The sequence below is a fragment of the Streptomyces sp. NPDC057694 genome, assembly GCF_042799415.1.
Lineage (GTDB): Bacteria > Actinomycetota > Actinomycetes > Streptomycetales > Streptomycetaceae > Streptomyces.
Genome location: NZ_JBHVIX010000004.1, coordinates 80,335 through 106,061 on the forward strand (window position 1 = coordinate 80,335; position 25,727 = coordinate 106,061).

The 25,727-nt window shown below is 71.1% G+C and carries 25 protein-coding genes; 7 read left to right on the forward strand and 18 right to left on the reverse strand.

Going from position 1 to position 25,727, the window contains the following annotated elements; all coding sequences use genetic code 11:
- Nucleotides 1-16: 16 nt before the first annotated feature.
- The 4 genes from ACFVDP_RS12550 to ACFVDP_RS12565 are packed head-to-tail and all read right to left on the reverse strand — an operon-like array spanning nt 17 to nt 3,659.
- Nucleotides 17-1,438 (reverse strand): FAD-dependent oxidoreductase, encoded by a 1,422-nt coding sequence (locus tag ACFVDP_RS12550; RefSeq protein ID WP_383487564.1) that lies wholly within the window; start codon nt 1,436-1,438, stop codon nt 17-19.
- Nucleotides 1,438-2,244: an SDR family NAD(P)-dependent oxidoreductase gene (locus ACFVDP_RS12555; RefSeq protein ID WP_383487567.1), complete on the reverse strand. Its 807-nt coding sequence runs from the start codon at nt 2,242-2,244 to the stop codon at nt 1,438-1,440. The genes ACFVDP_RS12550 and ACFVDP_RS12555 overlap by 1 nt, the downstream gene beginning before the upstream one ends.
- Nucleotides 2,237-3,106, reverse strand: a complete 870-nt coding sequence (locus ACFVDP_RS12560) for an SDR family NAD(P)-dependent oxidoreductase (RefSeq protein WP_383487570.1) — start codon at nt 3,104-3,106, stop codon at nt 2,237-2,239. Before ACFVDP_RS12560 ends, ACFVDP_RS12555 begins: the two co-directional genes overlap by 8 nt.
- A gap of 46 nt (nt 3,107-3,152) precedes the next feature.
- Nucleotides 3,153-3,659, reverse strand: a complete 507-nt coding sequence (locus tag ACFVDP_RS12565) for a nuclear transport factor 2 family protein (protein WP_383487573.1) — start codon at nt 3,657-3,659, stop codon at nt 3,153-3,155.
- 213 nt (nt 3,660-3,872) lie between these two features.
- On the opposite strand from ACFVDP_RS12565, the gene ACFVDP_RS12570 reads away from it, so the two are divergent.
- Nucleotides 3,873-4,535, forward strand: coding sequence for an IclR family transcriptional regulator (locus tag ACFVDP_RS12570; RefSeq protein WP_383488523.1), 663 nt, complete (start codon nt 3,873-3,875; stop codon nt 4,533-4,535).
- 100 nt (nt 4,536-4,635) lie between these two features.
- Here ACFVDP_RS12570 and aztD read toward each other — a convergent pair whose 3' ends face one another.
- From aztD to aztB, 4 genes are all read right to left on the reverse strand, one after another.
- Nucleotides 4,636-5,838 (reverse strand): zinc metallochaperone AztD, encoded by a 1,203-nt coding sequence (aztD, locus tag ACFVDP_RS12575; protein ID WP_383487576.1) that lies wholly within the window; start codon nt 5,836-5,838, stop codon nt 4,636-4,638.
- A gap of 89 nt (nt 5,839-5,927) precedes the next feature.
- Entirely contained in the window at nt 5,928-6,872 is a 945-nt protein-coding gene (gene aztC, locus ACFVDP_RS12580; RefSeq protein ID WP_383487579.1) for a zinc ABC transporter substrate-binding protein AztC, read from the reverse strand.
- Entirely contained in the window at nt 6,869-8,092 is a 1,224-nt protein-coding gene (locus ACFVDP_RS12585; protein ID WP_383487582.1) for a hypothetical protein, read from the reverse strand. Before ACFVDP_RS12585 ends, aztC begins: the two co-directional genes overlap by 4 nt.
- A gap of 37 nt (nt 8,093-8,129) precedes the next feature.
- The gene (gene aztB, locus ACFVDP_RS12590) at nt 8,130-9,026 is read right to left on the reverse strand and encodes a zinc ABC transporter permease AztB (RefSeq protein WP_383487585.1); all 897 of its coding nucleotides are present in this window, start codon (nt 9,024-9,026) and stop codon (nt 8,130-8,132) included.
- A 14-nt stretch (nt 9,027-9,040) separates the two neighbouring features.
- Between aztB and aztA the strand changes: the two genes are divergently transcribed.
- A complete protein-coding gene (gene aztA / locus ACFVDP_RS12595; RefSeq protein WP_383487589.1) occupies nt 9,041-9,784 on the forward strand; it encodes a zinc ABC transporter ATP-binding protein AztA in 744 nt (247 codons plus the stop codon).
- Nucleotides 9,785-9,849: 65 nt separating this feature from the next.
- On the opposite strand, the gene ACFVDP_RS12600 is transcribed toward aztA, so the two are convergent.
- The 4 genes from ACFVDP_RS12600 to ACFVDP_RS12615 all read right to left on the reverse strand — a co-directional run bounded on the left by ACFVDP_RS12600 (nt 9,850) and on the right by ACFVDP_RS12615 (nt 14,816).
- The gene (locus tag ACFVDP_RS12600) at nt 9,850-10,728 is read right to left on the reverse strand and encodes a geranyl diphosphate 2-C-methyltransferase (RefSeq protein ID WP_383487592.1); all 879 of its coding nucleotides are present in this window, start codon (nt 10,726-10,728) and stop codon (nt 9,850-9,852) included.
- A gap of 16 nt (nt 10,729-10,744) precedes the next feature.
- The gene (locus tag ACFVDP_RS12605; protein ID WP_383487595.1) at nt 10,745-11,995 is read right to left on the reverse strand and encodes a family 2 encapsulin nanocompartment cargo protein terpene cyclase; all 1,251 of its coding nucleotides are present in this window, start codon (nt 11,993-11,995) and stop codon (nt 10,745-10,747) included.
- 68 nt (nt 11,996-12,063) lie between these two features.
- A complete protein-coding gene (locus ACFVDP_RS12610; RefSeq protein WP_383487598.1) occupies nt 12,064-13,476 on the reverse strand; it encodes a family 2B encapsulin nanocompartment shell protein in 1,413 nt (470 codons plus the stop codon).
- Nucleotides 13,477-13,706: 230 nt separating this feature from the next.
- Entirely contained in the window at nt 13,707-14,816 is a 1,110-nt protein-coding gene (locus ACFVDP_RS12615) for an alkene reductase (protein WP_383487601.1), read from the reverse strand.
- A 61-nt stretch (nt 14,817-14,877) separates the two neighbouring features.
- Here ACFVDP_RS12615 and ACFVDP_RS12620 point away from each other — a divergent pair, with 61 nt between their 5' ends.
- The gene (locus tag ACFVDP_RS12620; RefSeq protein WP_383487603.1) at nt 14,878-15,240 is read left to right on the forward strand and encodes a MerR family transcriptional regulator; all 363 of its coding nucleotides are present in this window, start codon (nt 14,878-14,880) and stop codon (nt 15,238-15,240) included.
- A 117-nt stretch (nt 15,241-15,357) separates the two neighbouring features.
- Here ACFVDP_RS12620 and ACFVDP_RS12625 read toward each other — a convergent pair whose 3' ends face one another.
- Nucleotides 15,358-16,269 carry an arginase family protein gene (locus tag ACFVDP_RS12625; RefSeq protein ID WP_383487606.1) on the reverse strand — a complete coding sequence of 304 codons (912 nt, stop codon included), beginning with the start codon at nt 16,267-16,269 and terminating at the stop codon, nt 15,358-15,360.
- A 297-nt stretch (nt 16,270-16,566) separates the two neighbouring features.
- Here ACFVDP_RS12625 and ACFVDP_RS12630 point away from each other — a divergent pair, with 297 nt between their 5' ends.
- Nucleotides 16,567-17,772 (forward strand): CaiB/BaiF CoA transferase family protein, encoded by a 1,206-nt coding sequence (locus ACFVDP_RS12630; protein ID WP_383487609.1) that lies wholly within the window; start codon nt 16,567-16,569, stop codon nt 17,770-17,772.
- A gap of 102 nt (nt 17,773-17,874) precedes the next feature.
- Nucleotides 17,875-19,041 (forward strand): acyl-CoA dehydrogenase family protein, encoded by a 1,167-nt coding sequence (locus tag ACFVDP_RS12635; protein ID WP_383487611.1) that lies wholly within the window; start codon nt 17,875-17,877, stop codon nt 19,039-19,041.
- Nucleotides 19,042-19,196: 155 nt separating this feature from the next.
- Here ACFVDP_RS12635 and ACFVDP_RS12640 read toward each other — a convergent pair whose 3' ends face one another.
- Nucleotides 19,197-19,634: a MerR family transcriptional regulator gene (locus ACFVDP_RS12640; protein ID WP_383487614.1), complete on the reverse strand. Its 438-nt coding sequence runs from the start codon at nt 19,632-19,634 to the stop codon at nt 19,197-19,199.
- Between the two features lie 139 nt (nt 19,635-19,773).
- Here ACFVDP_RS12640 and ACFVDP_RS12645 point away from each other — a divergent pair, with 139 nt between their 5' ends.
- Nucleotides 19,774-20,823 carry an aldo/keto reductase gene (locus tag ACFVDP_RS12645; protein ID WP_383487617.1) on the forward strand — a complete coding sequence of 350 codons (1,050 nt, stop codon included), beginning with the start codon at nt 19,774-19,776 and terminating at the stop codon, nt 20,821-20,823.
- On the opposite strand, the gene ACFVDP_RS12650 is transcribed toward ACFVDP_RS12645, so the two are convergent.
- Together ACFVDP_RS12650 and ACFVDP_RS12655 are read right to left on the reverse strand one after the other, a co-directional pair.
- Nucleotides 20,771-21,229 carry a hypothetical protein gene (locus ACFVDP_RS12650; RefSeq protein ID WP_383487619.1) on the reverse strand — a complete coding sequence of 153 codons (459 nt, stop codon included), beginning with the start codon at nt 21,227-21,229 and terminating at the stop codon, nt 20,771-20,773. The two genes, ACFVDP_RS12645 and ACFVDP_RS12650, sit on opposite strands and share 53 nt — an antisense overlap.
- Before the next feature lie 63 nt (nt 21,230-21,292).
- Entirely contained in the window at nt 21,293-22,135 is an 843-nt protein-coding gene (locus ACFVDP_RS12655; protein ID WP_383487622.1) for a maleylpyruvate isomerase family mycothiol-dependent enzyme, read from the reverse strand.
- A 104-nt stretch (nt 22,136-22,239) separates the two neighbouring features.
- Between ACFVDP_RS12655 and ACFVDP_RS12660 the strand changes: the two genes are divergently transcribed.
- Nucleotides 22,240-22,686, forward strand: a complete 447-nt coding sequence (locus ACFVDP_RS12660) for a PPOX class F420-dependent oxidoreductase (protein ID WP_383487625.1) — start codon at nt 22,240-22,242, stop codon at nt 22,684-22,686.
- A gap of 9 nt (nt 22,687-22,695) precedes the next feature.
- Here the strand turns inward: ACFVDP_RS12660 and ACFVDP_RS12665 are convergent, their stop codons facing one another.
- On the reverse strand, nt 22,696-24,195 hold the full coding sequence (locus ACFVDP_RS12665; protein WP_383487628.1) for an APC family permease: 1,500 nt from the start codon (nt 24,193-24,195) through the stop codon (nt 22,696-22,698).
- A 135-nt stretch (nt 24,196-24,330) separates the two neighbouring features.
- Nucleotides 24,331-25,683 carry an aspartate aminotransferase family protein gene (locus ACFVDP_RS12670; protein ID WP_383487631.1) on the reverse strand — a complete coding sequence of 451 codons (1,353 nt, stop codon included), beginning with the start codon at nt 25,681-25,683 and terminating at the stop codon, nt 24,331-24,333.
- Between the last annotated feature and the right edge of the window lie 44 nt (nt 25,684-25,727).

Here is a 25,727-nt window from a genome sequence, read left to right on the forward strand (position 1 = left end):
AGATCCGATAGAGGGGCTAGGCGGTCCGGGACGCGTTGACGCCTGCGATGCGGCCCATGGTGAGTGCGTTGGCGACGGCGTTGCCGCCGCCGACGTAGCGCATGCCGAGGACGCCGCCGCCGGCCTCACCGGCGGCGAACAGTCCGGGTATGGGGGTGCCGGTGCGGTCGAGCACGGCGGTTTGCGGGTCGATCTCCAGGCCGGCGTGGGTGCAGACCAGTTCGGCGGGCAGGACGCGGGCCGCGTAGTAGGGGGCGGTCGCGACGGGGTCGGGGCGCTGGTCCGCGCCCTTCGCGGCGAGGGTCTGCTCGCGCCGGAACTCGGGGTCCGTGCCGGTGGCGGGCAGTCCCGCGTTCCAGCGGGCGACGGTGGCGGTGAGGGCGTCGGCGGGTACGCCGATGGCGGCGGCCAGCGCCGGCAGGTCCCCGGCGATGGCCAGACGGCCCGCGGCCGCTTCGGCGGCGACTCCGTCGGGGGTCCAGTCGGCGTAGCCGGTGGGCAGGCCGAGCCGTGCCTTCTCGTCGAACACCGTCCAGACGGGGCCGTCCTGGGCGAGGATGGCGCCGCCCGAGACGGCGTAGGAGGCGTCCTCGTCCATGAAGCGGCGGCCCGTGGTGTTGACGTTGATCCGGGAGACGGGCGGGAATCCGGCCTGCCAGTGGTGGTGGCGCTGGAAGTAGGCGGTGGGGAGCATCAGGCCCCAGCCGTCGCCGGTCACCGCGCCGCCGGTCTGCTCGGCGAAGGCGAGATGGTCGCCGCGGCTGCCGGGGGCGGCGACGACGAACAGGGAGTCGCCCGCGTCGAGCGCCTCGGGGTAGTGGCGGCGCAGCAGTTCGGGGTTCTGGGCGAAGCCGCCGCTGGCGACGACGACGGCGCGGGCCCGCACCTCGATGCCGTCGGCCTCGACGCCGGCGACGCGGCCGTCCTCGTGAAGGAGGCGCTCGACGCGGGTGTTGAGGACGACCTCGACACCGTGGCTCTTGCGGGCCTTGTCGAGGACCTGGACGAGGCCGTAGCCCTGGTCGCGCGGGACGTGTCCGCGCCAGACATCCTCGACACCGGCCCGGGACAGGCCCGGGGTGTGGGCGTCGGAGGAGAGGGCGGCGGGCACGTCGAGGCCGAGGCCGATCATCCACTCCAGCATCGGCCCCGCCGCGGCGCAGAAGGCGTGCACGAGGCCGGGGTTGAGCTGCCACTGGTTGAGGTCCATGTAGTGCTGGAAGTGGCGCTCGGCGGTGTCCTCTATACCGAGGGCGCGCTGCACGCTGGTGCCAGCGGCGGTGATGAGTCCTGCGGACAGCTGGGTGGAGCCGCCGAGTTCCTTCTCGGAATCGAACACGAGGACGCTCGAACCCTGTTCGGCGGCGCTCACGGCGGCGGCGAGTCCGGCGCCGCCGCCGCCCACCACGATGACGTCGAGGTCGTCGAGGTCGGTCATCACAGGGCTCCTTCGGCGTCGGCGACGATGCGGTGGTAGAGGCCGTTGGAGACCAGGCCGCCGTCGAGGGTGACCTCGGCGCCGGTCATGTAGGCGCTGCGGTCGCTCAGCAGGAACAGCACGGCGTCGGTGATCTCGGCGGGCGTGGCGAGGCGGCCGGCGGGGATGCTGCGCCGGGCGGAGTCGACGAATGCGTCGGATCCGGCGAGCAGTCCGGTGTCGACGAGGCCGGGGTGCAGGGAGTTGACGCGGACGCCCCAGGCGGCCAGCTCTCCGGCGGCGGACTTCGACAGGCCGGTCAGGCCCCACTTGCTCGCGGAGTAGGACGGCGAGAAGTAGCCGATCTGCCCGGAGATGGAGGAGATGTTGACGATCGCGCCGCCGCCGGAGTCCCGCATGAGCGGCGCGACGGCCTGCATGCCGTGGAACGCGCCGGTGAGGTTGATGCCGACGACGCGGTCCCAGACCTCTTCGGTGGTGTCCATGAAGAGCAGCCGCCGGGAGATGCCCGCGTTGTTGACCAGCCCGTCCAGCCGGCCGTCGGCGCTGCGCACGGCGTCGGTGACGGTGCGCCAGGCGGCGGAGTCCGTGACGTCCAGACGGTGGGCGGTGGCACGGCCGCCCTCCTCGGTGATCTGCCGGACGACGGGCGCACAGTCGGCCACGTCGGCGAGGTGTACGTGGCTGCCGCGGCGGGCCAGCGCGCGGGCGTGCTCGGCGCCCATGCCGCCCGCGGCCCCGGTGATCAGGACCGTGGACGGGTAGCGCACCGGCTCCGCGTACGGGGTGGTGGCCGGCTCAGACATGACGGGAGCCGCCGTCCACGGCGATGCTGTGCCCGGTGACGTAGCGGGCGCTGTCGGAGAGCAGGAAGAGCAGCACGCCGAGGACTTCCTGCGGGGAGCCGATGCGGTGGAGGGGCACGCTTTCCAGGGCGTGCTTGAGGGCGGCGGGGTCCTCCTGCACCCAGCGGGTCATCTCGGTGTCGATGTAGCCGGGCGCGATGGAGTTGACGCGCAGTCCGAGGTCGCCGAACTCGACGGCGAGCGACTCGGTGAGGTGCGCGACGGAGGCCTTGGAGGCGCAGTAGGCGGCGCGGCCCTTGCGGACCCGGACGGCGGAGACGGACGACATGTTGACGATGGCGCCGCCGGGCCGCAGATGCCGGGAGGCGCTCTGCGAACCGAACAGCACGCCCTGGACGTTGACGCGCAGCACGGCGTCGATCTGCTCGGGCGAGATGTCCTGGGCGAAGGCGTGCGGGAAGATGCCCGCGTTGTTGACCCAGTGGTCCAGGCGGCCGAACTCGGCTTCCGCGAGGGCGGCCAGTTCCTCGTGTCCGGCCGCGTCGGTGACGTCGACGGCGGCGGGCACGACCCGGCCGCGCCGGCCGCCCTCGGGCAGCGTGGCGGTGTCGGCGTTGATCTCCTCGGCGGTGCGCTTCATGGCGTCGAGGTCGATGTCGGCGGCGATCACGTCGACTCCGCGCAAGACGAGGCCCTCACTGAAGACGGCGCCCATGCCGCGCGCGGCGCCGGTCACCACGGCGGCCGTGCCCGCCAGTTCGGGGTAGTGCGCGGTGGGGCGGCGGGGGTCGACCCGGCCGGGCCCGGTGCGGTGGTCGTCCGCTGCGGCGGGGGTGGCGGAGGGCGTGCTGGCGCTGCTCATGAGGGGTTCCTTCGTCGTTGAAGTACGGGGCCGTGGGCGGGCGGGGTCAGGAGCCGCCGCCGGGGGCCGGGGTTTCGTCGGTGCCGTCGGTGGCGCCGGTGTCGTCGCGGCGGATCCGGCGGGCGGCGATCCGCCAGGTGCCGCCGTCGCGGACCACGCGGTCGGTGAGCGTGGTCAGCCGTTCGGTGCGGGGCTCTCCGCCGCGCGGTGTGGCGACGATCTGGAGGTAGCCGAGTACGCGCAGGGCGTCCGGTCCTTCGGTCTCCGCGACCAGGTTGGTGACGACGTGCCGCCGGACCACGCCGTCGGCCTCGGCGGTGGCCGTGAACCGTTCGGCGAACGCGGTGAGGGCGGCGGTGCCGGTGACGGGGGCGGGGTAGCTCGGGGAGTCGAAGGTGGCGTCCGCGGTGAAGGTCGCGGCCCACGCGGCGGCCCGTCCGCCGTCGATGAGGTGGCTCTGCCGGTTGTAGAGCTGGTGGATGCGCGCGAGGTCGGCGCTGTCCGGCTCGGCGCTGTCCGGTGCGGAGGATTCGGCGGGTGCGCGCGGTTCCATGCGGCGTCCCTTCGGCTCGGCCTTCCCCGGTGGGCCGCTGTCCCGAGCGGCCTGGGCGGGGAGGTTGTCTGGGCACTGCGCCCTGTGCGATAATCGCACCAGCAGTGCGAATAACGTGAGCGTATGCAGGTTGGCCGAATACCGTCAAGGGATGAATGCGTGAACCACACAGGTGAGCCCTGGACTCCGCCCGGGATCGTCCTCGACCAGGGGATGTCGAAGACCCTCCATCACGGGCTGCTGATCCTGCGGCTCCTCTCGGAGCACCCGGGGGGTCTGACCGTGGCGGACATCGCCGAGCGCATCGGGGTGCACCGGACGGTCGCGCACCGCCTGGTGCGGACCTTGGAGGCGCACCAGCTGTGCCGCAGGGACCATCACCGGCGGATCGTGCTGGGCACGGGCCTGGTGACCCTCGCCGAGCCGGTGGAGCAGGATCTGCGCACGCTCGCCCGGCCACTGCTCGACGAACTCGCCGAGGCGACCCGCGCCACCGTCCACCTCATGGTCCGCGAGGGCGCCGGTGACATGCGGGCGCTGATGGTGGTCGAGCCGCGCGGGGCGCGGGTGCACGTGTCGTTCAGGCCCGGCCAGACGCACTCGATCGAGCAGGGCTCGGCCGGTCTCGCGCTGCTGGCCGTCGGCCCGCCGCGCGACGGCGAGCGCCCGGAGGTCACCGAGGCCCGGACCCAGGGATTCGCGGTCACCGAGGGCGAGGTGATCCCGGCCGTCATCGGCGTGTCGGCGGCCGTCCCGACCCACCGCGGCGACCCCACGACCAGCATCGGCGTCTCGGTCTTCGAGCGGGCCGGCGTCGAGGAGCTGGGCCGGACCGTGGCGGCGACGGCGGCGCGGCTGGGCGAGCTGCTCGGCTGATCATCCGCCCTCCTCCCCCCGTCCCCCCCCTTCCCCCGGACAGCACGGAACGCCCGCCGGACCGGCGGGCGTTCCTCAGGCATGTCCCAGGAGGAAGCGGTCAGTGTCCGGCGACCGTCCCGGACAGTTCGTTAGTGGCCTTCGGCAGCGTCACGGACGTCAGCTTCTTCCCCGAGTCCAGGTCGAACGCGTGCAGTTGGCGTTTGCCGGGCTCGGAGACGTACGCCGTGTGGTCACGGACGAAGAGGGTGGGCCGGGGCTGCTGCCAGTCCAGGGGTTCCGTCCAGTCGCCGACCGCGTCGATCTCCTTCTCCGTCTTTCCGGTCTCCGGGTCGATGACGTGGAGCATGCCGTCGGTGCCGAGCACGAGGGCTTCGCCGTGCGGGCCGCGGGCGAGCGAGCGGAAGGAGTAGCTGGTGCCGAGGTCGACCAGCTTCATCTTCGCCGTTCGGGTGTCGATCAGCGCTATGCGGGTCGGCCGTTCCAGTTCCGCGTCGGCGTCGGTCTTGTAGTCGCCGAGGAGGACCGGGGAGGCGTCGCTGCCCGCCTGGTTGCCGGTGCGGGCGTAGTCGTCGGGGGCGTCGACCTTGGTGAACGCGCCGTTCTTGTAGAGCAGGACGCCGTCCTCGCAGCCGAGACCGACCACCTCGCCCTCGGCGGCCGCCTCGCCGTGCACGCCGGGGCAGTTCTCCGCGCGGGCGATCTCCGTGCCCTTCTTGTCCAGGACGAGGGCGCCGGTGCGCGTCTCCTCGGTGCCGAGGGTGGTGACGAGCCGGCCGTCGGCGAGTTCGATGGCGACGCCGTGGTGCGGCTCGGCGGAGGTGTGGTCCCGGCTCTCGGGCTGCTTCCCGCCGGCCAGGTCCGCGGGGTCGAAGACGTTCACCTCGCCCGTGCCGTCGGTGAACAGGGTCGTCCGGCCGGCGTGCCGCACGACGTGCCCGGGCTTCGCGCCCTTGAACTCGGCGTCCGTGAACGTCTGCCGGGTCGCGTCGAACACGCGGAAGCCGGTGTCGGTGGAGACGACGACATGGTCCTCGTCGCCCGCCGGGTTGACCCGGTTGAAGCCGGCCAGTTCAACCGTCTTCGCGAGCTTCAGGGTGTCGCCGTCGAGGACGTACAGTCCGCCGTCGTAGGAGGCGACCAGCGGGTTCTCGACCGCGGTGGCCTTGCCGCGGGTCGTCTGCGTCGGTTCGGCTTCGGACGCGGCGTCGTCGTTCCCGCCGCAGGCGGTCAGCGCCATCGATGCCGCCAGGGCGAGTGCCGTGCCCGTCAGCGTTCTGGCGCGTGTCGACCTGTTGTTCATCGCGTGTCTTTCCTCTCCGGCCCTGGGGGCACGGGGTTGTGTGGTGGAACGGCCGGCGTCCGGTGCGCCGGCCCGCGGGACGGGTTCGTTCAGTCGCCGACGAGACCGTCGGCCATGGCCGTGGTGTTGGCGCGCATCATGTCCAGGTAGGTGGCGGCGCCCTCGCCCTTGCCGGTCAGCGACTCGGTGTACAGGGGGACGACGTCCACGTCGCCGCCCATCTCCTGGCGCAGGACCTCGGCCAGCCGGGTCGGCCGGGAGGAGTCGGCGAAGACGGTGCGCACCCCGGCCCGCTCCATGGCCCGGGTGAGGGAGCGCAGGTCGGAGGAGCTGGGCGAGGCGAGTGTGGTGCCGCTGGGGATGACGGCGCCGATCACGCGGAAGCCGAAGCGGTCGGCGAGGTAGCCGAAGACGTGATGGTTGGTCACCAGGGCGCGCCGGTCCTCGGGGATCGCGGCGAAGGTCTTCTCCATCCAGGTGGTGAGGTCGGCGAGTTGTCCGTCGTAGCGTCGGGCGTTGTCCCGAACGGCCTTCTCGCGCACGCCCTCGACGTGCTCGACGACCTGGTCGGCGATCAGGCCGGCCGCCGTGCGCACCCGGTCGGGGTCGGTCCAGAAGTGCGGGTCGGGTTCTTTGGCCCCGTCGGCGCCTGCGTGGAAGGTGAGCGGGTCCGCCGCCTCGGCCGCCGCGAAGGTGGCGACACCCGACGCGCGGGCGGCCGCCACGTGCCGCAGGACGTTCTCCTCAAGGCCGAGCCCGTTGTGGACGATCAGGTCGGCGTTCTCCAACTCGGCCGCCTGTACGGCCGAAAGACCGAAGGAGTGCGGGTCGGCGCCCGGCTTCATCAGCACGCTGACGTCCGCCTCGTCGCCGACGATCTCGCGGGTGATGTCACCGAGGATGTTGGTCGTCACCACGACCCGGGGCCGCTCGTCGCCGCCCGCGCAGCCGGTCGCCGTGGCGGCCACGACGAAGAAGGTGACCAGGGTCAGCAGCAGGGCGCGCAGCCGCGCGGTCCGTACCCGTACGCTCATCGGCCCGTCTCCACCATCAGGGACGGCCGGACGTCCAGGTCGAAGGTGCGGGCGACGCGGAGTCCGTCGTTGTAGTCGATCTCGTACACGCGCTTGCCCGCCGGGTCGTTGAGGTAGGCGCGGCTGCGGTCGATCTCGACGACCGGGTCAACGGCGTTGCTGGAGCAGGCTGTTGATACGTCCTTCAGCAGGGGCTCGGTGACCGCGGTCTCCTCACCGGTCGCGATGTCGTAGCCGTGCAGGGCTCCGTCGCTCTCCAGCACGACCAGCGGAGATCCCTCACCGGCGGTGTTGGCGGCCACGACGGGACCGGTCTCCATCCGGGTCCAGGCCCGCTCGGTCACGTCCAGGACCCATACCGCCTCCTTCCCCGCGGGTGCCGTGAGCGTGCTGCCGCCGGGCCGCTGCCGGAACTCGGTGGCCCGCTCCGCCTTCGGCACGTCCTCGCCGTACGGGATCCTGTCGGCGGTGAACGTGCCGTCCTCCTCGTGGACGAGCAGGGCGCCGTCGGCGCAGCCGAGGACGACTCCCCTCCGGGTGACCGCGTCACCGCGGGGCTCCTCGCACGCGGACTCCGGAGCGGCGACGCGCTTGCCGGACCGGTCGAGCACGACGACCTTCGCGGGGCCGTCGCCGTCGCGCGTGAGGGCGATCAGGTGTTCCGCGTAGGGCACGACCGCCCCCTCGTACGTTCCCGGGAGCCGGGCGGGGGTGCCGAGCGCGCCCTTCTCCAGGTCGGCACGAGGGTGGACGGCCGCTCTGCCGTCGGCGTCCGTGGCCACCGTGACGCCCGCGTCACCGCGGATGTTCGTGTCGTCGCCGCCGTCCCCACCGGAAAGCGTGCCGACGTCCCTGATCTTCGCGCGGTAATAGTGCACGTGGTCTCCGTGGTCGACCGTCCACGCGCCGCTGTCCAGGACCTGGACGCCGTCCGCTCCGTGGAAGTAGCCGAAGCGGCCGTCCGTGGTGAGGCCGGTGAGACCTGTCTTTCGTGCCGTCTCGTGGACGTTACCGGTGCTCAGGTCCAGCACCCGGGTGCCACCGGTGCCGGGGTCGCCGAGGAGGAGCCGGGACTGCTGCTCGGCCGCCTCGGTGGCGCCCTCGACGTAGCCGTGCCGGGTGGCGGACGTCGAACCAGGGCTCTCGGAGGCGGACTTGGCGTCGTCCCGGCCCGCGCAGCCCGCGGTCAGCAGGACCGCGGCGAGCAGCGCCGGAGCCATGGATGTGACGTGTATTCGGACGAGCAAGGAGATCGCCTCAGGTTTCGTTCGGTCGGGTCGTGGGGGCGTGCGCGGTGAACTCGGCTGCGGGGGAACCGAGTTCGGGGTGGAGCGTGCGGCGGCGCTGCCGGGCTCCGGACGCCAGGTGGGACAGGAAGAAGAGGCTGACCGCGAGGGCCGAGACGGTCGCGCCGGCCGCGGTACCGAGGTGCCAGGAGAGGAGCAGGCCGCCGAAGGTGGCGGTCGCACCGAGGAGTGCGGCCAGGGCCATGACTCCGCTCACGCGGCGCGCCCAGGGCAGGGCCGCGGCCGGCGGGGCGATGAGCAGGCCGAGGACGAGCAGGGTGCCGACGATGTGGAAGGAGGCGACGATGGCCAGGGCCAGCAGCGCGAGCAGCACGGCGTGGGCCGCCCGGGGACGCAGGCCGAGCGTCGTCGCCTTGCGCTCGTCGAACGCCAGGGCCAGGAAGGCGCGGTGACCGAGCGTCGAGACGGTCAGCGCCAGGAGCAGCGCCCCCGCGAGAAGGATCAGATCGCTCTCGCGCACGGCGAGGACGTCACCGAAGAGGAACCCGGTGAGGTCCACCGCGAAGGACTGCGAGCGCGACACGATGATGACGCCGAGGGACAGCATGCCGACGAAGAGCAGGCCGATACCGGTGTCCTGGGACAGCCGGGGCGTGCGGCCGAGTGCGGTGACTCCGGCCGTCATGACGGCCGCGCTGACCACCGCCCCCACCAGCGGATTGCCCCCGAGCAGCGCGGCGACCGCGACGCCCGGCAGCAGTCCGTGGGACATGGCGTCGCCGAGGAAGGCCATTCCCCGGAGCACCACCCACGTGCCCGCGAGGGCGCAGATCACCGACACCAGGATCCCGGCCCACAGGGCCCGCTGCACAAAGGCCGCCTCGAAGGGGGCCGTCAACCACTCCATGCGAGGACACTACAATGACAATCATGTTCAACAAAGACCCCCGAGCGTCGCCCGACAACGAGCCGAGGACGTGGCGCGTCCGATTCAGCGCCCTGGACGCGGGCTATCCCGGCCGTCCGGTACTGCATCAACTCGGCGCGTACATACCGGATTTGGCGATGACGGCACTCGTCGGACCGAACGGGAGCGGGAAGTCCACGCTGCTCGGCGTTCTCGCCGGGGTGATCCGGGCCACATCCGGGCAGCTCCGGTACGCGGAGGGCCGCCCGCCCGCTTTCGTCCCGCAGCGCGGCGCCGTCGGGGACGCACTCCCCCTGACGGCACGGCAGACGGTGGAGATGGGCCGCTGGGGCGAGCGCGGACTGTGGCGGCGGCCGACCTCGTACGACCGGCGCGTGGTCGACTCCGCCATGGAGCGGCTGGGCGTCGCCGGGCTCGGCGCCCGCCAGCTCGGCGAGTTGTCCGGCGGTCAGCGTCAGCGCGTCCTCATCGCCCAGGGACTGGCCCAGGAGTCCGACCTGCTGCTCCTGGACGAGCCGACCACCGGGCTCGACCCCGAGGCCAGGGAACGGATCACCGCACTGCTGACGGAGCTGGTCGCCGACGGCACGACCGTCGTCCAGGCCACGCACGACCTGACCGCCGCCCGCTCGGCGGACACCTGCCTGCTCCTCAGCGACGGACGGCTGGTCGCTCAGGGCCCGCCGGAGCACCTCCTCACCCCGACAGCGCTGTCCCGGATCTGGCAGCCGGCGTGATCCACGGCATCACGAAGAGGGCCCGAACGGTTCGTCCGGGCCCTCTCGGTGTGCGGGCGGTCGGGTCAGACGCGGTCGGCCGCGATCAGGACGTACTGGAAGGAGCCGTCCTCGTAGGACTTGATGAACGCCTCCTCGATCCCGGTCACCAGCGACGAGGTGGCGCGCAGCTTCCAGTAGGGCAGCGTGTCGGGGGTGAGGTCGATGACGGCCTGCGGGACGAGGCGGTTGTCGGCCATGGCGCGCAGGTACTCACGGCGCGAGTGGATGTTGCACTCGAAGTGGGCGTTGATCTGGGAGACCCACTTGGAGGGCTGGCCGTAGCGCGGGTTCCAGCAGCCGGTGATGGTGACGTAGCGGCCGCCGACCTTCAGTACGCGGGAGTGCTCCGCGAAGAGGTCGTGCAGATCGACGTACATGCTCGACTCGTTGTTCCACGAGGCCGCCATCTGCCCGGTGGTGAACGGGGTGGCGAGCATGTTGCACACGCGGGCCCGCACCCGGTCCTGGATGCCGAGTTCGGCGGCGCGCCCGTTCGCGAAGTCGGCCTGCTTGGCCGACAGGGTGACGCCCTCGACCGACGCGCCGAAGCGCTGGTTGGCCATCACCATCGAGCCGCCGCGGCCGCAGCCGGCGTCCATCAGGGTGTCGTCGGGCCCGATGTCGCCGAGGTGCTTCAGGAGGACGTCGGCCTGGGCCGACTCCAGGCGGTGGAGCTCGGCGATGAGTTTCTGTTCGTCGCCGTCGGTACCGAGGGCCGCGTGGTCGACTTCTCCGATGCCGTAGTGGTGGTGGTAGAGACCGTCGACGTCACCGAGCCGCAGGTTCACGGGACGGGCTTCGCCGTCCCAGTAGCGGGCGATGTCCCCCTGGTAGGGCGTGGCCGGGTTGGGGATGTGCAGCGAGCGGCCGTTGGAGGGGACGGTGAGTTCGGTGCTGAGCACAGATGGGTCCAATCTCTTACCAGAAGTCGGGCAGGCTGTAGCGGTAGGTGTTGTTCTGGTGCCAGTGGTGGTTTCCGTCGACCCACGCGGCGACGCCGCGCAGGAAGCGCTGGACGCTCGGCAGGGGCAGCTCGGCGGCCAGGGCCGCGGCCGCGGTCTCGAAGTCGTGCATGAGGTCGTTGTGGACCTCGACCGACTTCAGATAGGCGTCCCGGTCGGAGAGGTCTTCCCGTTCCGCGATCACGACCGGCAGGTTCAAGTGCCGCCCCGGAGCGTCGAGTTCCTTGGTGTACGAGTACAGGTCGTTGACGATGGTCGTCGCGTTCCCGGCGAGGGCGATGACCTTCTGCATGGCCGGTCGGGCGTGCAGGTCCGCGGGCAGTTCGTAGCCGCCGACGGTGTCGGTGATGGTGGGGCAGGGGCGGAAGTTGTTGAACTGGCGCATCGCCAGGTACTCCCACACCTCCGGTACGCGGTCCTCCTGGGCCCAGGCGGCCTCGGCGAGGTAGCCGAGGTGCAGCCGGGCCATGTCGTGCCGGTAGCGGTCGGCCTGCGAGTCGCTGCCCTGCTGGACGAAGTACTCCATGGCGGAGCGGTAGGCGCGCCGTGGAGCGTCCGCGTGCAGGGACTTCGCCCAGTCCGCCTGGTACTCCCCCGTCGTGTAAAGGGGATCCAGCGCGGTGTGGGCGAGGAGCAGGCGCTCGCCGAGTCCGACGGGCGAGCCGCCGTGGTCCTCGCAGTAGCAGTCGTCCACGGCGTTCTCGGCCACCATCAGCCGGGTCGCGATCATCAGGTGGTCGATCGTGGGGGCGTCGGGGTGGCAGCCGACCATGTAACTGCCCACGGAGAAGCCGTCGAACTCCTCGGCCCAGTCGTCGGGGTAGAGGGAGACCTCGTCCAGCGCCCAGGACTTGATCCTGCGGCTGACCTCGTCGACGCGTACGGGGTCGGGCTCGGGGATCGGGTGGTAGTAGAGGCCGGGGATCGGCGTGCCCGTCTCGGCGGGCGGCGTCGCCGCAGGTGCCTCGTCCGGGAGACTCAGGCGCAGGCCCGCCGTGCCGATGCCGCTGGGGCCGCTCAGGATGCGCGCCAAGTCGACCTCGGGCAGCGGTACTTCGACGGCCGTGACGCCGGAGGGAGCCGTACCGCCGAACGCGGCGCTGATGTCACGCGCGCGGGCGGCGGCGTCGGCCAGGGCCTGCGCTCCGTAGCGGGAGACCGCTTCCGGCAGGCTCGATTGCGGAGGTGTCTGCTCAGGCGGGGGCATCCATGACTCCTTGAGGGCTCCTTGCGTGTCGGGGCACCGGGCGTTCCCTGTACGGACTGCCGCTGCCGCTACCTGGGCCAGCGGGAGATCTGCACGTTCTCCAGGACGCCGACCGCGTCCGGCACGAGGATCGCCGCCGAGTAGTAGGTGCTGACGAGGTACGAGGTGATGGCCTTCTCGTCGACGCCCATGAACCGGACCGAGAGTCCCGGCTCGTACTCGTCGGGCAGCCCGGTCTGCCGCAGCCCGATGACGCCCTGCTCCTCCACACCGGTACGCATGATGAGGATCGAGCTGGTGCGTTCCTTGGTGATGGGGATCTTGTCGCAGGGCAGGATGGGGACCCCGCGCCAGCTCATGACCTGATGGCCGTCGAGGTCCATGTTCTCCGGGTAGAGCCCGCGCGCGTTGAACTCGCGGCCGATCGCCGCGATGGTGCGGGGGTGGGCGAGGTAGAACTTCGAACCGCGCCTGCGGGTGAGCAGTGAGTCGAGGTCGTCCGGCGTCGGCGGTCCCGCGTGCGTCTGGATGCGCTGCTTGAAGTCGGCGTTGTGCAGCAGGCCGAACTCGCGGTTGTTGACCAGTTCGTGTTCCTGGCGCTCGCGCAACGCCTCGATGGTGAGCCGGAGTTGTTCCTTCGTCTGGTTCATCGGCACGTTGTAGAGGTCGGCGACCCGGGTGTTGACGCGCAGGATGGTCTGGGCGACCGAGAGTTCGTACTCGCGCGGTTTCTCCTCGTAGTCGACGAAGGCGCCGGGCAGCTCGTGCTCGCCACGGTGGCCCGCCGACATGGCGATCTCCGCCTCGCCGCGATGGTTCTGGCGCCGGCCCGACCGCGACCGGAACTCGTCCACGTGGTCCCGCAGGTTCGGCGCGGTGGCCAGGATGGCGGCGAAGTCGGCGCGGGACAGGGTGAGCAGGGTGCCGGAGGTCTCGGCGACCGCCGACGTCTCCCACCGGGCATCCTCGTCCAGCAGGGCTTCGTCCCCGAAACGGTCGCCGTCGGCGAGGACGTCGAGCGGGACCTCGTCGCCGAACTCTCCGGCGGCGAGCTGGCTGATGCGCCCGTGGGCGATCAGGTGGAGCCGGTCCGCCGATGTCCCGCGCTCGACCAGCGTCTCGCCGACCCGGAAGTCGCGCTGCACGCACCGCTCGGCGAGCGCGGTCAGCACGTCCACGTCGTCGAAGCCCCGCAGCAGCGCCAGTTCACCGAGTTCGCGCGGGATGACGCGCACGCGGGAGCCGTCCTGGACGAACTCCACGCTTCCGTCGCCGACCGTGTAGGTCAGGCGGCGGTTCACCCGGTAGGTACCGCCCGTGGTCTCCACCCAGGGCAGCATCCGCAGCAGCCAGCGGGAGGTGATCTCCTGCATCTGCGGGGCCGACTTGGTCGTGGTGGAGAGGTTGCGGGCAGCCGCCGTGCCCAGACTGGATTGTCGGGGCGGCTCCTGCCGGGCCTCCGGGATCGAGTCAACAGTCAACGGGAAGCGCTCCAAGTTCAGAGGTGCGGAGAATCAGCGGTAAATGCCGTCGCTCAAAGGGGAGTTACGGCCGGTTGATCCGGAATGCACGTGAACGGTAAGTGCCCCTGACGGCACGGTTCCAGGAGAACCGGGTGACATTAACTCGATCCGATGATCGCGGGCGATGAATGTTTGCGCGCCGCTCGGCCGGTCCTTCGCCCCACGGAACGGACCGAGCCCCGGCCGAGTCAGCTGGGTGTCAGCAGGCGCGGGTAGTCGGTATAGCCGGTGGGGCCTCCGGTGTACATCGCGTACTTGGCGCGTACGGCGTTGACCGGGGCGCCCGTTCGAATGCGGTGTACGAGGTCGGGGTTGGCGAGGAAGGGGCGGCCGAGGGCGATGAGGTCGGCGCCGGACCCCAGGAGCCGTTCGGCGGCGGCGCGGCCTCCGTCGGCGGGGATCCGGTCGGCGGGCAGGACCGGGTTGGCGATCAGGGTGCCGGTCCACAGCGTGCGCAGCCGGGCGAACAGCGGCTGCGCGGGGTCGGCGAACGCGAGGTGCAGATACGCCAGCCCCTTCTCCGCGTTGGCCCTCAACAGGGCCGGGTACAGCTCGTCGGGATCGGTGTCGGTGATGCCGTTGACGGTGTGTCCGGGCGAGATGCGCAGGCCGGTGCGGTGCGCGCCGATCGCGGTGGCGACGGCGTCGACGACCTCGGTCGTGAAACGGATGCGGCCCGCGACGCTGCCGCCGTAGCCGTCGGTGCGCCGGTTGGAGTCGGTGGCGAGGAACTGGTGGAGCAGATAGCCGTTGGCGCTGTGGACCTCGACCCCCGCGAAGCCCGCGTCGACGGCGCGGCGGGCGGTGGCCGCGAAGTCCGCGATCGTCCGCCGGATGTCGTCGGACGTCATCTCGCGCGGGGTGACCGCCGCCTGGCGACCGGAGGGCGTGTGGATCGGCTCGGGCAGCGGGATCGGTGAGGGGGCGATCGGGGTGCGGCCGCTGGTGGCGGGGTGGCCGACGCGCCCGCCGTGCTGGATCTGCAGGAACATCGGCCCGCCGCCCGCGTCCCGGACCGCCCGGGTGACGCGGCGCCAGCCGGCGGTGTGGGCGTCGGTGTGCAGGGCGGTGATGTTCGGGTAGGTCCGACCCACCTCGTTCGGGGTGGACGCCTCGGCGATGATCGCTCCGGCGGTGGCGCGCTGGGCGTAGTACTCGGCCATCAGCGCGGTGGGCGTGCCGTCGCTGTCGGCGCGATTGCGGGTCATCGGGGCGATCACCAGACGGTTCGCGAGGTCGTGGCCGGCGAGCCGGGCGGGGGCCAGGAGCGGGGAAAGGGGCGTCGTCTCGGATGTCATGCGGGTACCGTAGAACTTGACATCAATGTGAGAATCAAGCCGACAGGGTGTGATGTGCGTCATGCGGATCGGTGAGCTGGCCCGGCACACGGGCGTCAGCGAGCGCTCGTTGCGCTATTACGAGCAGGAGGGTCTGCTCTCGGCCCAACGCACCCCGGGCGGCCACCGGGAGTACGACGACGCGGCGGTGGCCCGGGTGCGGCGGATCCAGGAGCTCTACGCCGCGGGCCTGTGCAGCGCGAAGATCGTGAAGCTGCTGCCGTGCATGCGGGACAGCGACGGCGGTCCGGCGGAGACGGCCGACGCGTTCCTCGTGGCCGAGCTGACGGTCGAGCGGGACCGCATCGACCGGATGATCGAGGACCTGCGGCGCTCGCGCTCCCTCCTGAACACGGTCATCGACAACGCCTCCGCGCCACGCTGACCGGCGAGGAGGGCGGCGTGGTGTGAGGGTGGGGCGGTGTGGCGTGAGGGGCGGCGTGGTGTGAGGGGCGCGACCCCGAACGTCCGGTGCCGCGTCCGCCGCCGGCGGGCCCCGGTGTCACGCGGGACGTGAACCGAGCGCCCGTACCAGGGCCTCGACCAGCGCGTCCACCATCGTTCCGGCGGGGTCACGGTGGGGGTTGACCTCGGTGACCACCAGGGTCGCCAGCGGCGGCGCGGAGCCGAACTCGGCGAGGCAGTCGAACGCGGTCCCGACCGGCAGTCCCTCGTTGAAGTGCGGGAAGTCGGCCAGCGGAAAGTCCACCGAGTCGATGACGTCGACGTCGAAGTGCAGGACGAACCGCTCGTGGCCGGAGGCGAGTTCGCGCCAGAACGCGCGCGCCTCGGCGACCGGGTCGGTGCCCGGCGCGGTGATCTCGGTGCAGGACCTGGCCCGCAGCCCGTACGACGCAAGGCGTTCCCGCCCGGACGGGCTCAGCTCCGCCGGCTCGTAGCCGAACGCGGCGACGGCGGAGACCGGCATCAGCGGGGTGCGTGGCCCGATGTCCCGCAGCTCCGGGGCGCCGTCGCCCAGCAGGTGGGACAGCACCATCGTGTCGAGGATCCCGGACCGGCTGGTCCCGGGCACCGAGAGGTCCAGGTCACCGTCGAAGTAGAGGAGTCCCGTGTCGGGCCGGCGGGCGATGTGCGCGGCGAGCACGCCGAGCGTGATGGTGCAGTCGCCGCCGACCACCAGCGGGATCGCGCCGGAGTCGAGGATGGCTCCGACCCGGTCGGCCACGGCGCGGGCCACCTCGACCACCTTCGGGAGGTTCTGCCGGTCGCGGTGAGCGGGATCGGTCGTGAACGGCACCGCGGGCAGGTCGCCGTGGTCGGTCACCTTCACCCCGGCCGCCCGCAGCCGGTCCACGAGGCCGGCGGAGCGCAGGGCCGCCGGGGCCTTTTCCTGGCCCGGCCCGTGCGTCCCCGCGCAGGACGGCACTCCGAGCAGCGCGAATTCCTCGGTCACGGTTCACCCTTCCTCGGCTCGTTCCGGGCCTGCCCGGCGCGTCGGTCCGCCTCGGCCCGGCTCACCGGGCAGATGGTAGTGGCCGGGCCGCGAACCAGGGTCACGTGCTGGCCGGCGCCACCAAATCCCCTACGCGCCGGGCCCGTTCGGATACGGGCCGGTCGGCCGTCGACCTTGGCGGCCGAGTCTCCGGCGGGCACGCAGGCACGTATGCGCGGCGGGTGGGTAGCTCGTCCAGGGGCTGCCGACCCACCCGCCCGGCCCACCTGTCCGGCCCACCGACCTGGAGGCCACCGTATGACCGAATCGACCGATCGTGCCGCCGCGTTGCCGCTCGCCGGGATCACCGTGGTCAGCATCGAGCAGGCCGTGGCGGCGCCGTTCGCCACACGCCAGCTGGCCGACCTGGGGGCCCGGGTGATCAAGATCGAGCGCCCGGACGGCGGCGACTTCGCCCGGCGCTACGACACGACGGTCAACGGGGAGTCCAGCTATTTCGTGTGGCTCAACCGTTCAAAGGAGTCGCTGACCCTGGACATCAAGTCCCCCGAGGGGCGGGAGATCCTCGACGAACTCCTGTCCGGCGCGGACGTCTTCGTCCAGAACCTCGGCCCCGGCGCGGCCGCCCGGCTCGGTCTCGACGCTCGGACCCTGGCCGAGCGCCACCCTTCGCTGATCGCCTGCACGGTCTCGGGCTGGGGCACCTCCGGTCCGTGGGCCGACCGCAAGGCGTACGACCTGTTGGTGCAGTGCCAGACGGGACTCGTCTCGCTCACCGGCACACCGGACGGCACCGCCCGCGTCGGGGTGTCGGTCGCCGACATCGCCGCAGGTATGTACGCCTATACCGGCATCCTGACGGCGCTGTTCACTCGGGCCACCACGGGTGTCGCACGGTCCGTGGAGGTGTCTCTCTTCGAGGCGCTCGCGGAGTGGATGAGCCAGCCCGCCTACTACACCCGGTACGGGGGCACGCAGCCGCCGCGCATCGGTACGCAGCACGCCACCATCGCCCCGTACGGCGCCTACACCGCGGGCGACGGCAGGCAGGTGCTGTTCTCCATCCAGAACGAGCGCGAGTGGGCCGCCCTGTGCGAACGCTTCCTGGAGCAGCCGGAGTTGACCACCGATCCCCGGTTCGCCACGGGTCCGGACCGGGTGGCCCACCGCGAGGAACTCAACGCGATCATCGACGCACGGTTCGCCCGCTCCACCGGCGACGACATCGCGAAGGCCCTGGACGAGGCGGGCGTCGCCAACGCGGGCGTCAATGACGTCGCCGAGTTCGTCGACCACCCGGTTCTCGCGGGGCGGGAACGCTGGGCGGACGTCGTCACTCCTGGCGGCATGATCCGGGCCCTGCGCCCACCGGCGGACCTGGCCGGCCTCGACGCACGCATGGGACCGGTGCCCGCGCTCGGCGCACACACCGAGCACATCCTGGCCGCCCAGGGCCGTACGCCCGCCGAGATCGCGCGCCTGAGGGCGGACGGCGTCGTCTGACACACACCGACACCCGCTGACACCGGATGACGCCTGATGACACCTGCACCCGAGCCCGCACACACATGTCCTCACCACCGGTCAACGAACGAGGAGGAGCCCGTGAGCAGCCTGGACGCCCTGTCGCCCGACGAACGGTTCGTCGTGAAGACCGTGCACGACTTCGTGAACAAGGAGGTGAAGCCGGTCGTCCAGAAGCTCGAACACGCCAACACCTACCCCGAAGCCCTGATCGAGCAGATGAAGGGGCTCGGCATCTTCGGTCTCGCCGTCCCCGAGGAGTACGGCGGCTCCCCCGTCTCCATGCCGTGCTACGTCATGGTCACCGAGGAACTGGCGCGTGGCTGGATGAGCCTGGCCGGTGCGATGGGCGGCCACACGGTCGTCGCCAAGCTGCTTCTGATGTTCGGCACGGAGGAGCAGAGGAGCCACTACCTGCCCCGGATGGCCACCGGTGAGGTCCGTGCCACGATGGCGCTGACCGAGCCGGGCGGCGGCTCCGACCTCCAGGCGATGCGGACCGTGGCGCGCAAGGACGCCGACGGCTACCTCGTGAACGGGTCGAAGACCTGGATCACCAACTCCCGCCGCTCTCAACTGATCGCGCTGCTGTGCAAGACGGACCCGGACGCGAGCCCGGCGCACCGGGGCATCTCGATCCTGCTGGTCGAACACGGTCCGGGCCTCACCGTCTCCCGCGACCTGCCCAAGCTGGGTTACAAGGGTGTCGAGAGCTGCGAGCTGTCGTTCGAGGACCACCGGGCCCGGGCCGACGCCGTCCTCGGCGGCGTGGAGGGCAAGGGCTTCGCGCAGATGATGAAGGGCCTGGAGACCGGCCGCCTCCAGGTGGCCTCGCGCGCCCTGGGCGTCGGACGTGCCGCACTGGAGGACTCCCTCGCCTACGCGCAGGAGCGCGAGTCGTTCGGCACGCCGATCTGGAAGCATCAGTCGATCGGCAACTACCTGGCCGACATGGCCACTTCACTCATGGCCGCCCGCCAGCTGACACTGCACGCCGCCCGTGAGTACGACGCGGGACGCCGCGTGGACATGGAGGCCGGGATGGCGAAGCTGTTCGCCTCGGAGACGGCGATGCAGATCGCTCTCAACGCCGTGCGGATCCACGGGGGTTACGGCTACTCCACCGAGTTCGACGTGGAGCGCTACTTCCGGGACGCCCCGCTGATGATCGTCGGCGAGGGGACGAACGAGATCCAACGGAATCTGATCGCGAGCCAGTTGGTCAAGCGGGGCGGCCTCGACGTCTGAGGAACTGAAGCTCACCGGGGCGCGCGATGTCCCGAGAGCGAGGCGATCAGCCGCGGAGCGCAACCGCATCCGAGAAGCCCCTGCGCCCGACTCGACGGCACACGCAGGATGATCGCGGAGCCGCTGCGCCCGGACCCCGTGCGGCGGCTCTGCTGTCATTCCTGGTGGGCGGCCGAGGGGGACGGGGTGTGACACTGACGGCGCGCCGCGTCGTCCTGGTCGACGAGGTCCTCGTACACCCCGACCTTGTACCGGATCAGGTCCAGGGACTCGGTGAGCCTGCCGATCTGGGCGGTGACGTGTGCCTGGTGCTCGCGCATGAGCGCGAGTCGCTCCTCCTCGTTGCCGGGCCCCTCCCCCACCAGTTCCGCGTACCGGCTGAGCGTGGGCAGGGGCATGCCGGAGGCGCGGAGGATGATGCAGACGGTCATCCAGTCGACGTCGTCCTCGCTGTAGACGCGGCGGCCGCCGGCGCCGCGTCGTACGGGGTTCACGAAGAGGCCCTCACGCTCGTAGAAGCGCAACGTGTGCACGCTCAAGCCCGTGCGTTCAGCGACCTCGCCGATGCTCAGACGTGTGGTGATCTCAGCCATGCCGGTCAGGGTAACGGGGTTGATCTAGAGCCGGGTCTAGATCCTAGGGTCCGTCCTGCGACCGGCCGATCTGCCGCTCCACGTGCGGAGTTGACCCAGCAGATCGAACCGGCAAGTCGAACCAGTAGGGAGCATCACCATGCGCTATCGCACTCTCGGCAGAACCGGTATCGAGGTCAGCGTCCACTGCCTCGGCACCATGATGTTCCAGGCCGCCGGCAATCCCGATCACGACGACTGCGCCCGCATCATCCACGCCGCCCTCGACCAGGGCGTCAACTTCGTCGACACCGCGGACATGTACGGGCAGGGCGAAACCGAGGAGATCGTGGGAAAGGCGCTGCGGGGACGCCGTGACGACATCGTCCTCGCCACCAAAGTCCACTTCCCCATGGGTGAGGGCCGCAACCGCGGCGGAAACTCGCGGCGTTGGATCCTCACCGCGGTCGAGGACAGCCTCAGACGGCTGAACACCGACTGGATCGACCTCTACCAGGTCCATCTCCCCGACCACCGCACCGACATCGAGGAGACGCTCTCGGTACTCACCGATCTGGTGCGCCAGGGAAAGATCCGCACCTTCGGCTGCTCGAACTACCGGGCCGAGGAGATCGTCGAGGCACACCACGTCTCCGAGCGGCGCCGCCTCGGACGCTTCCGCACCGACCAGCCGCCGTACTCGATTCTGGCGCGCGGCATCGAAGCCTCGGTGCTGCCCGTCTGCGAGCGCTACGGAATGGGGGTGCTGACCTGGAGCCCGCTCGCTTTCGGGTTCCTCACCGGCAAGCACCGCAAGGACCGGCCCGTCGACCTGGAAGCAGGCCGTGCCGCGATCCGGCCGGCGTTCTTCGACCCCACGATCGCCGGGAACGCGGCCAAGCTCGACGCCGTCGAGCAGCTCGTCGAACTCGCGACGAGCATCGGCTGCACCCTCCCGCAGCTCGCCGTGGCCTTCACGGTGACCCACCCCGCCGTCACCTCGGCGATCATCGGACCGCGGACGATGCGGCAGTTGGAGGACCTCCTCAAGGGCGCCGCGCTCACCCTGGACGACGCGACCCTCGACCGGATCGACGGCATCGTGCCGCCCGGGACGAACCTGTACAACCCCACGGTCTCGTTCCCCGCGCGCCCGCTCACCGAGACCACCTTGCGCCGCCGCCCGCTCGCCGAACGCTCGGCGGCCTGAGAGTTCCCAAGGAACGATGCAGGGGCACCACGGAGGCGAGAACGAACACCCCGAAGAGTGTGAGGGGCAGGAGCACCAGCAGCTTCGACGGGTCATCGCGCGACCAGTGCCAGTTGCCCCACCAGTTACCGCACATGTCCAGCAGCATCACGGCGGCCGCCAGCCGGAGTCCGTCTCGCCGCACCAGTGCCACCAGCACGACGACCAGCGGATCGAGGACCACCAGGCCGACGAAGAACACCCGCAACGGGAGCTGAGGGAACATCGCGTACGCGTGCACGCCGTCCCGGGCCACGTCGACGACATGGGTGCGTGTCCCCACGAGAAACCCGATCACGTACATGGCGAGCGCGCATCGCACCCACACCGGCTGTCTTCCCCACCGCTCGCGCAGTTCGTCCCCCATCGGGTCAGCCTAGACCGGGCATCGGCGCGGAGGTCGGGGCGCAGGTCGGTGGGGGCAACCCCTTCAGTAGATGACGGACACGATCTGGCATGCGGCTACGGCGAGTTGGCGGTCTCCGCGCACTCGGGCGCGGGAGACGGCATCCGCGGGATGGACGTTCCGTGTGCACAGACGCCAGAGGGTTTCCGTGTCCAGCACCACGGCTGCGGCCGGTCGGCCGTTCGGTGCTTCGGCCAGGGACCACCGGTCCGCCGTGGCCGTCGCCGTCCACGTACCGCCCGCAGGACCCTCGGCGATCACCTGGACCTGTGTCCCGACCGGTGCACACGTGTGCCGGAGTGTGTGGGGCAGGGCCCGCAGGAAGGTGTCGAGGACCATGGTGAAGGCACGGGGCTCCGGGTCGGTGGCGCGGGCGACGGCGTGGCGGATCTGCTGGCGGTGGGTCCAGTGCTCGGTGAACTCCCGGGCGATGTCGAGCCAGGCCGGCGCGGGCTCGACGCCTGCCCATGACACACCCAGGGCAGCCGCGTTCAGATCGGCTGTCTCGAAGTGCCGGGCCAGCCGGGCGCCCGCCGTCGCGAGGGCGTCGATGAGCGAGGCAGGGTTGTCGTCCGCGTGCAGCTCGACCCATTCCTGGTTCGTACGGTGGACGAACGCCTCGACCGTCTCGCCGTCGGCGAAGCCGTTCCGGACATCGTGGCCCAGGCGGCCGTAGTAGTCACCGAGGAGGTGCGCGGCGACGTCGTGCACCGTCCAGCACCCGGCGGCCGTCCTGCTCCAGTCGGAGACCGTCAGACCACGCAACGTGCCGAGCAGCGAACGGAGTTCCGGACCGAACAGGGCACGCGCGTCGACCGGATCACCCAGCCAGGAAATGCCGGACAGGCCGTCGGACTCGGGGCTCATGGCCACAGGCTGTCAGCCGGGAGGCGGGGGCCGCCATCGAATACTCCCCGAGCCCGACGCGCACCGAGGGGAATCCCCCGCGCCGTCCACGCGTTGGGCTGGGCATGACCGAGCCTCAGGCGCACGACCACGACGACGTACTGCTCCAGCTCGCCGCCGACATCAAGGAAGGCATCCTCGTCACTCTCAAACGTGACGGCCGCCCGCAGTTGTCCAATGTGTGGCACGTCTACGACCCCGCCGCCCGGACGATCCGTGTCTCCGTCACCGACGACCGGGCCAAGACGAAGAACCTCCGGCGTGATCCCCGGGCCGGCTATCACATCACCAGCCAGGATCGCTGGGCCTGGACCGTCGTCGAGGGCACCGCCGAGCTGACGCCGGTCGCCGCGGACCCGTACGACGAGACGGTCGAGGCCCTGATCGCCCTCTACCGCGATCGCAACGGCGAGCACGAGGACTGGGACGACTTCCGGCGTGCCATGGTCCGCGACAAGCGGGTCCTCGTCACCCTTCATGTGGAGCGCGCCTACGGCCAGCCCAAGCGCTGAACAGCCTCTCTATGTGTACGTGTCTTCCCCCGGCTTCCCCGTAACCGCCCGGCGGGCCACGGTCAGGCCCGCCGCGCCGACCAGCAAGAGCACCACGATCGTGCCCAGGGTGAAGGTCTCGAAGGTCGCGCGGGAGACGCCCCAGACGTCCTGGAAGTCGTAGTCGATGCCGAAGACGGACTCCAGGACTCCGGGGAACAGCGCGGACCAGGAGCCGACCAGGATCCAGGCGTAGACGAGGACCGCGCACACGACGAATCCGCGGTCTCCGAACGGGACGCGGTAGGGGCGGTGGACCTCCGGGCGGCGCCGGCGCAGGAGGAGCAGGGCGGGGACGATCGCCAGGTATGACAGCAGCAGCGTGGTGACCGCCACCGTGAGCACGACGCCGAAGACGGCGCCCGTGTCGCCCTTGACCAACTGCATCGCGGTGAGCATGAAGACGGTGGCCACCACGCCGGACAGCAGGTTGGTGCGGACCGGTGTGCCGAGCCGGGGGTGGAAGGCGCCGAGGCTCCGGGCGAAGAAGCCGCCGTCCGCCGCCGCCATGGCCTGCATGCGGTCGCTGACGATCATCCAGGCGCTGCCCTGCGTGAGGAGGGCGAAGACGAACATGACGGCGGTGAGGGTGAGCAGCGGGCCGGCCGCTCCGCCGTAGACGCCGAAGACCAGTCGGACCCCCTCCATGAATCCGCCGATTCCGGTGACCTTGTCGGCGGGCACGACCGCGAGGAGGGCGACGACGGGGAGCAGGTAGCAGGCGGCGGCGATCGTCGCGGAGCGGCCGAGGGCCGCGGGTACGTCCTTCTGCGGATCGTGCATCTCCTCACCGGCGGCGTTCGGCGCCTCGAAGCCGACGTAGGCGAAGAGGAGGATGGGGACGAGTCCGAGGAAGCCCGCCGTCGTCGGTGTGAAGCGGGCGTCGGACAGGCCCTGGAAGCCGTGTTCGGCTCCGTAGAGGACCGCGGTGACGGTGAAGAGGATCAGGGAGAGGACCTTCACGATCGCGCCGGCCGTCGTGATCCATTTGCCCCGGCTGAGCGAGACGATCGCGGTGAGGATGGCGATCCACACGAAGAGCAGCTTGAACGTGTAGTCGCCGACGGTGCCCGAGCCCAGGTGGAAGACGAAGCCGTCCCACGTCTCGGCGGCGAGGAAGACCAGGGAGCCGCCGAGCCAGATCGGGTTGGTGACCCAGTAGAAGAGGGTGGTGAGCGCGGCCGCCGGCCGGCCGAGGGCGAGCTTCACCCAGACGTACGGGCCGCCTTCCTGCGGGAACGCGGCGCCGGTCTCGGCGAACAGCAGCGCGTAGGGGACGAGGAAGAACAGGGCGATGGCCGCCGTCCAGGTGGCGGCCTCGCCGCCGCCGGTGGCGATCTGGCCGACGGTGTCGAAGGAGATCACCGCGGCGACGGCCATGGCCGTGATGTCGAAGCGCTTCAGGCTGCGGCGCAGTCCCGAGGTGGCGGGATCGGCCTGTGGGTCGGCGGTCGTGAGCTTGGTGGACACGGGCAGTTCCTAGGGCAGGGGTCGGGGACTGCGAGCAGTGGCGTGCGGGCGCGTTGCGGGGGGGTCCGTGTCGGGCGGAGGGCGGGGCCCGGTGGGCCGGCGGGTGCCGGGCCCCGCCAGTGGGTGCCTGTCCGGTCAGGCCGGGCGGATCTCACCGGTGGGCTCGGTGCGGGCCAGGACCGCGTGCAGGGCGGACGCCACCTCCTTGGTCTCGGTCTCCGTCATGATCAGCGGCGGGGAGAGCACCAGGCTGTGGGCGGAGTCGCGGACGATGACGCCGGTCTCGCGGCGGATGACGTCGTGCGGCATCCGGTCGGGGTTCAGCGGGAGCGGGGTCCGGGTGGCGCGGTCGGCGACCAGTTCCACGGCGAGCATCATCCCGACGGAGCGGATCTCGCCGACGATGTCCAGGTCGCCGAGTTGCGCGTCGAGTTCGGCGTGCAGGCTCGCGCCGATGGTCTTCGCGCGGGCCAGCAGGCCCTCCTTCTCGATGAGGTCGAGGTTGGCGAGGGCGACGGCGGTGGCGACCGGGTGGCCGTTGTACGTGTAGCCCATGGGGAAGCCGTGGTCGCGCAGGAGGACTTCGGCGACGTGGTCGCCGACGAGCAGGGCGCCCAGCGGTACGTAGCCGGAGGTGATGCCCTTCGCGGTGACGATGATGTCCGGGGTGACGCCGAAGTGCTGGGCGCCGAACCACTCCCCCATCCGTCCGTACGCGGTGACGACCTCGTCGAAGACGAGCAGGATGCCGTGCCGGTCCAGGACCTCGCGCACGCGCGGCCAGTAGTCGTCCGGCGGGACGAGCATGCCGCCGACGCCCATGATCGGCTCACCGATCATCGCCGCGATGTTGCCGGGCCCGATCTCGGCGATGCGCTCCTCCAGCTCCCGGATCAGGAAGTCGGTCGGGTCCTGGCCGTCGTAGAGCTCGGTGCGGTAGGGCCACGGCGGGGTGAGGTGCGAGACGTGCGGCATCATCGGCGCGAAACCCTCGTGGTACAGCGGGAATCCGGTGGCCGAACCGCCGCCGTAGCCGATGCCGTGGTAGGCCTTGCTGCGCGCCAGGATCCAGGTGCGGTCCGTGTCCCCGCGGCGGTGGTGGTAGTAGCGGGCCATCTTGATCGCGGCCTCGTTGCCCTCCGAGCCGCCGGAGGTGAAGTAGACGTGGTTGAGCGGGTCGGGCGCGAGCGCGGCGAGGCGGGTGGCGAGTTCGATGGCGCGGTCGTTGGAGAACTCCCAGAAGCTGGTGAAGTACTCCAGCTTGGTCATCTGCTCGTGGGCGACGTCGGCCAGCTCGCCGCGGCCGTGTCCGACCTGGGCCAGCCAGAGCCCGCCGGTGGCGTCGAGGTAACTGCGGCCCTCGGCATCCGTCAGCCGGCAGCCCGACCCCTCGGTCATGACGACGCGCTCGGTGGCGCTGCCGGGCAGGTAGGGGTGGATGATGTGCGCGCGGTCCCGGCGGACGAGGTCTGCGGCGTCGAGGGTCATGGTGCTGCCTTCCGTGGTCGGTGACGTGCTGTTCTGGGAACCCG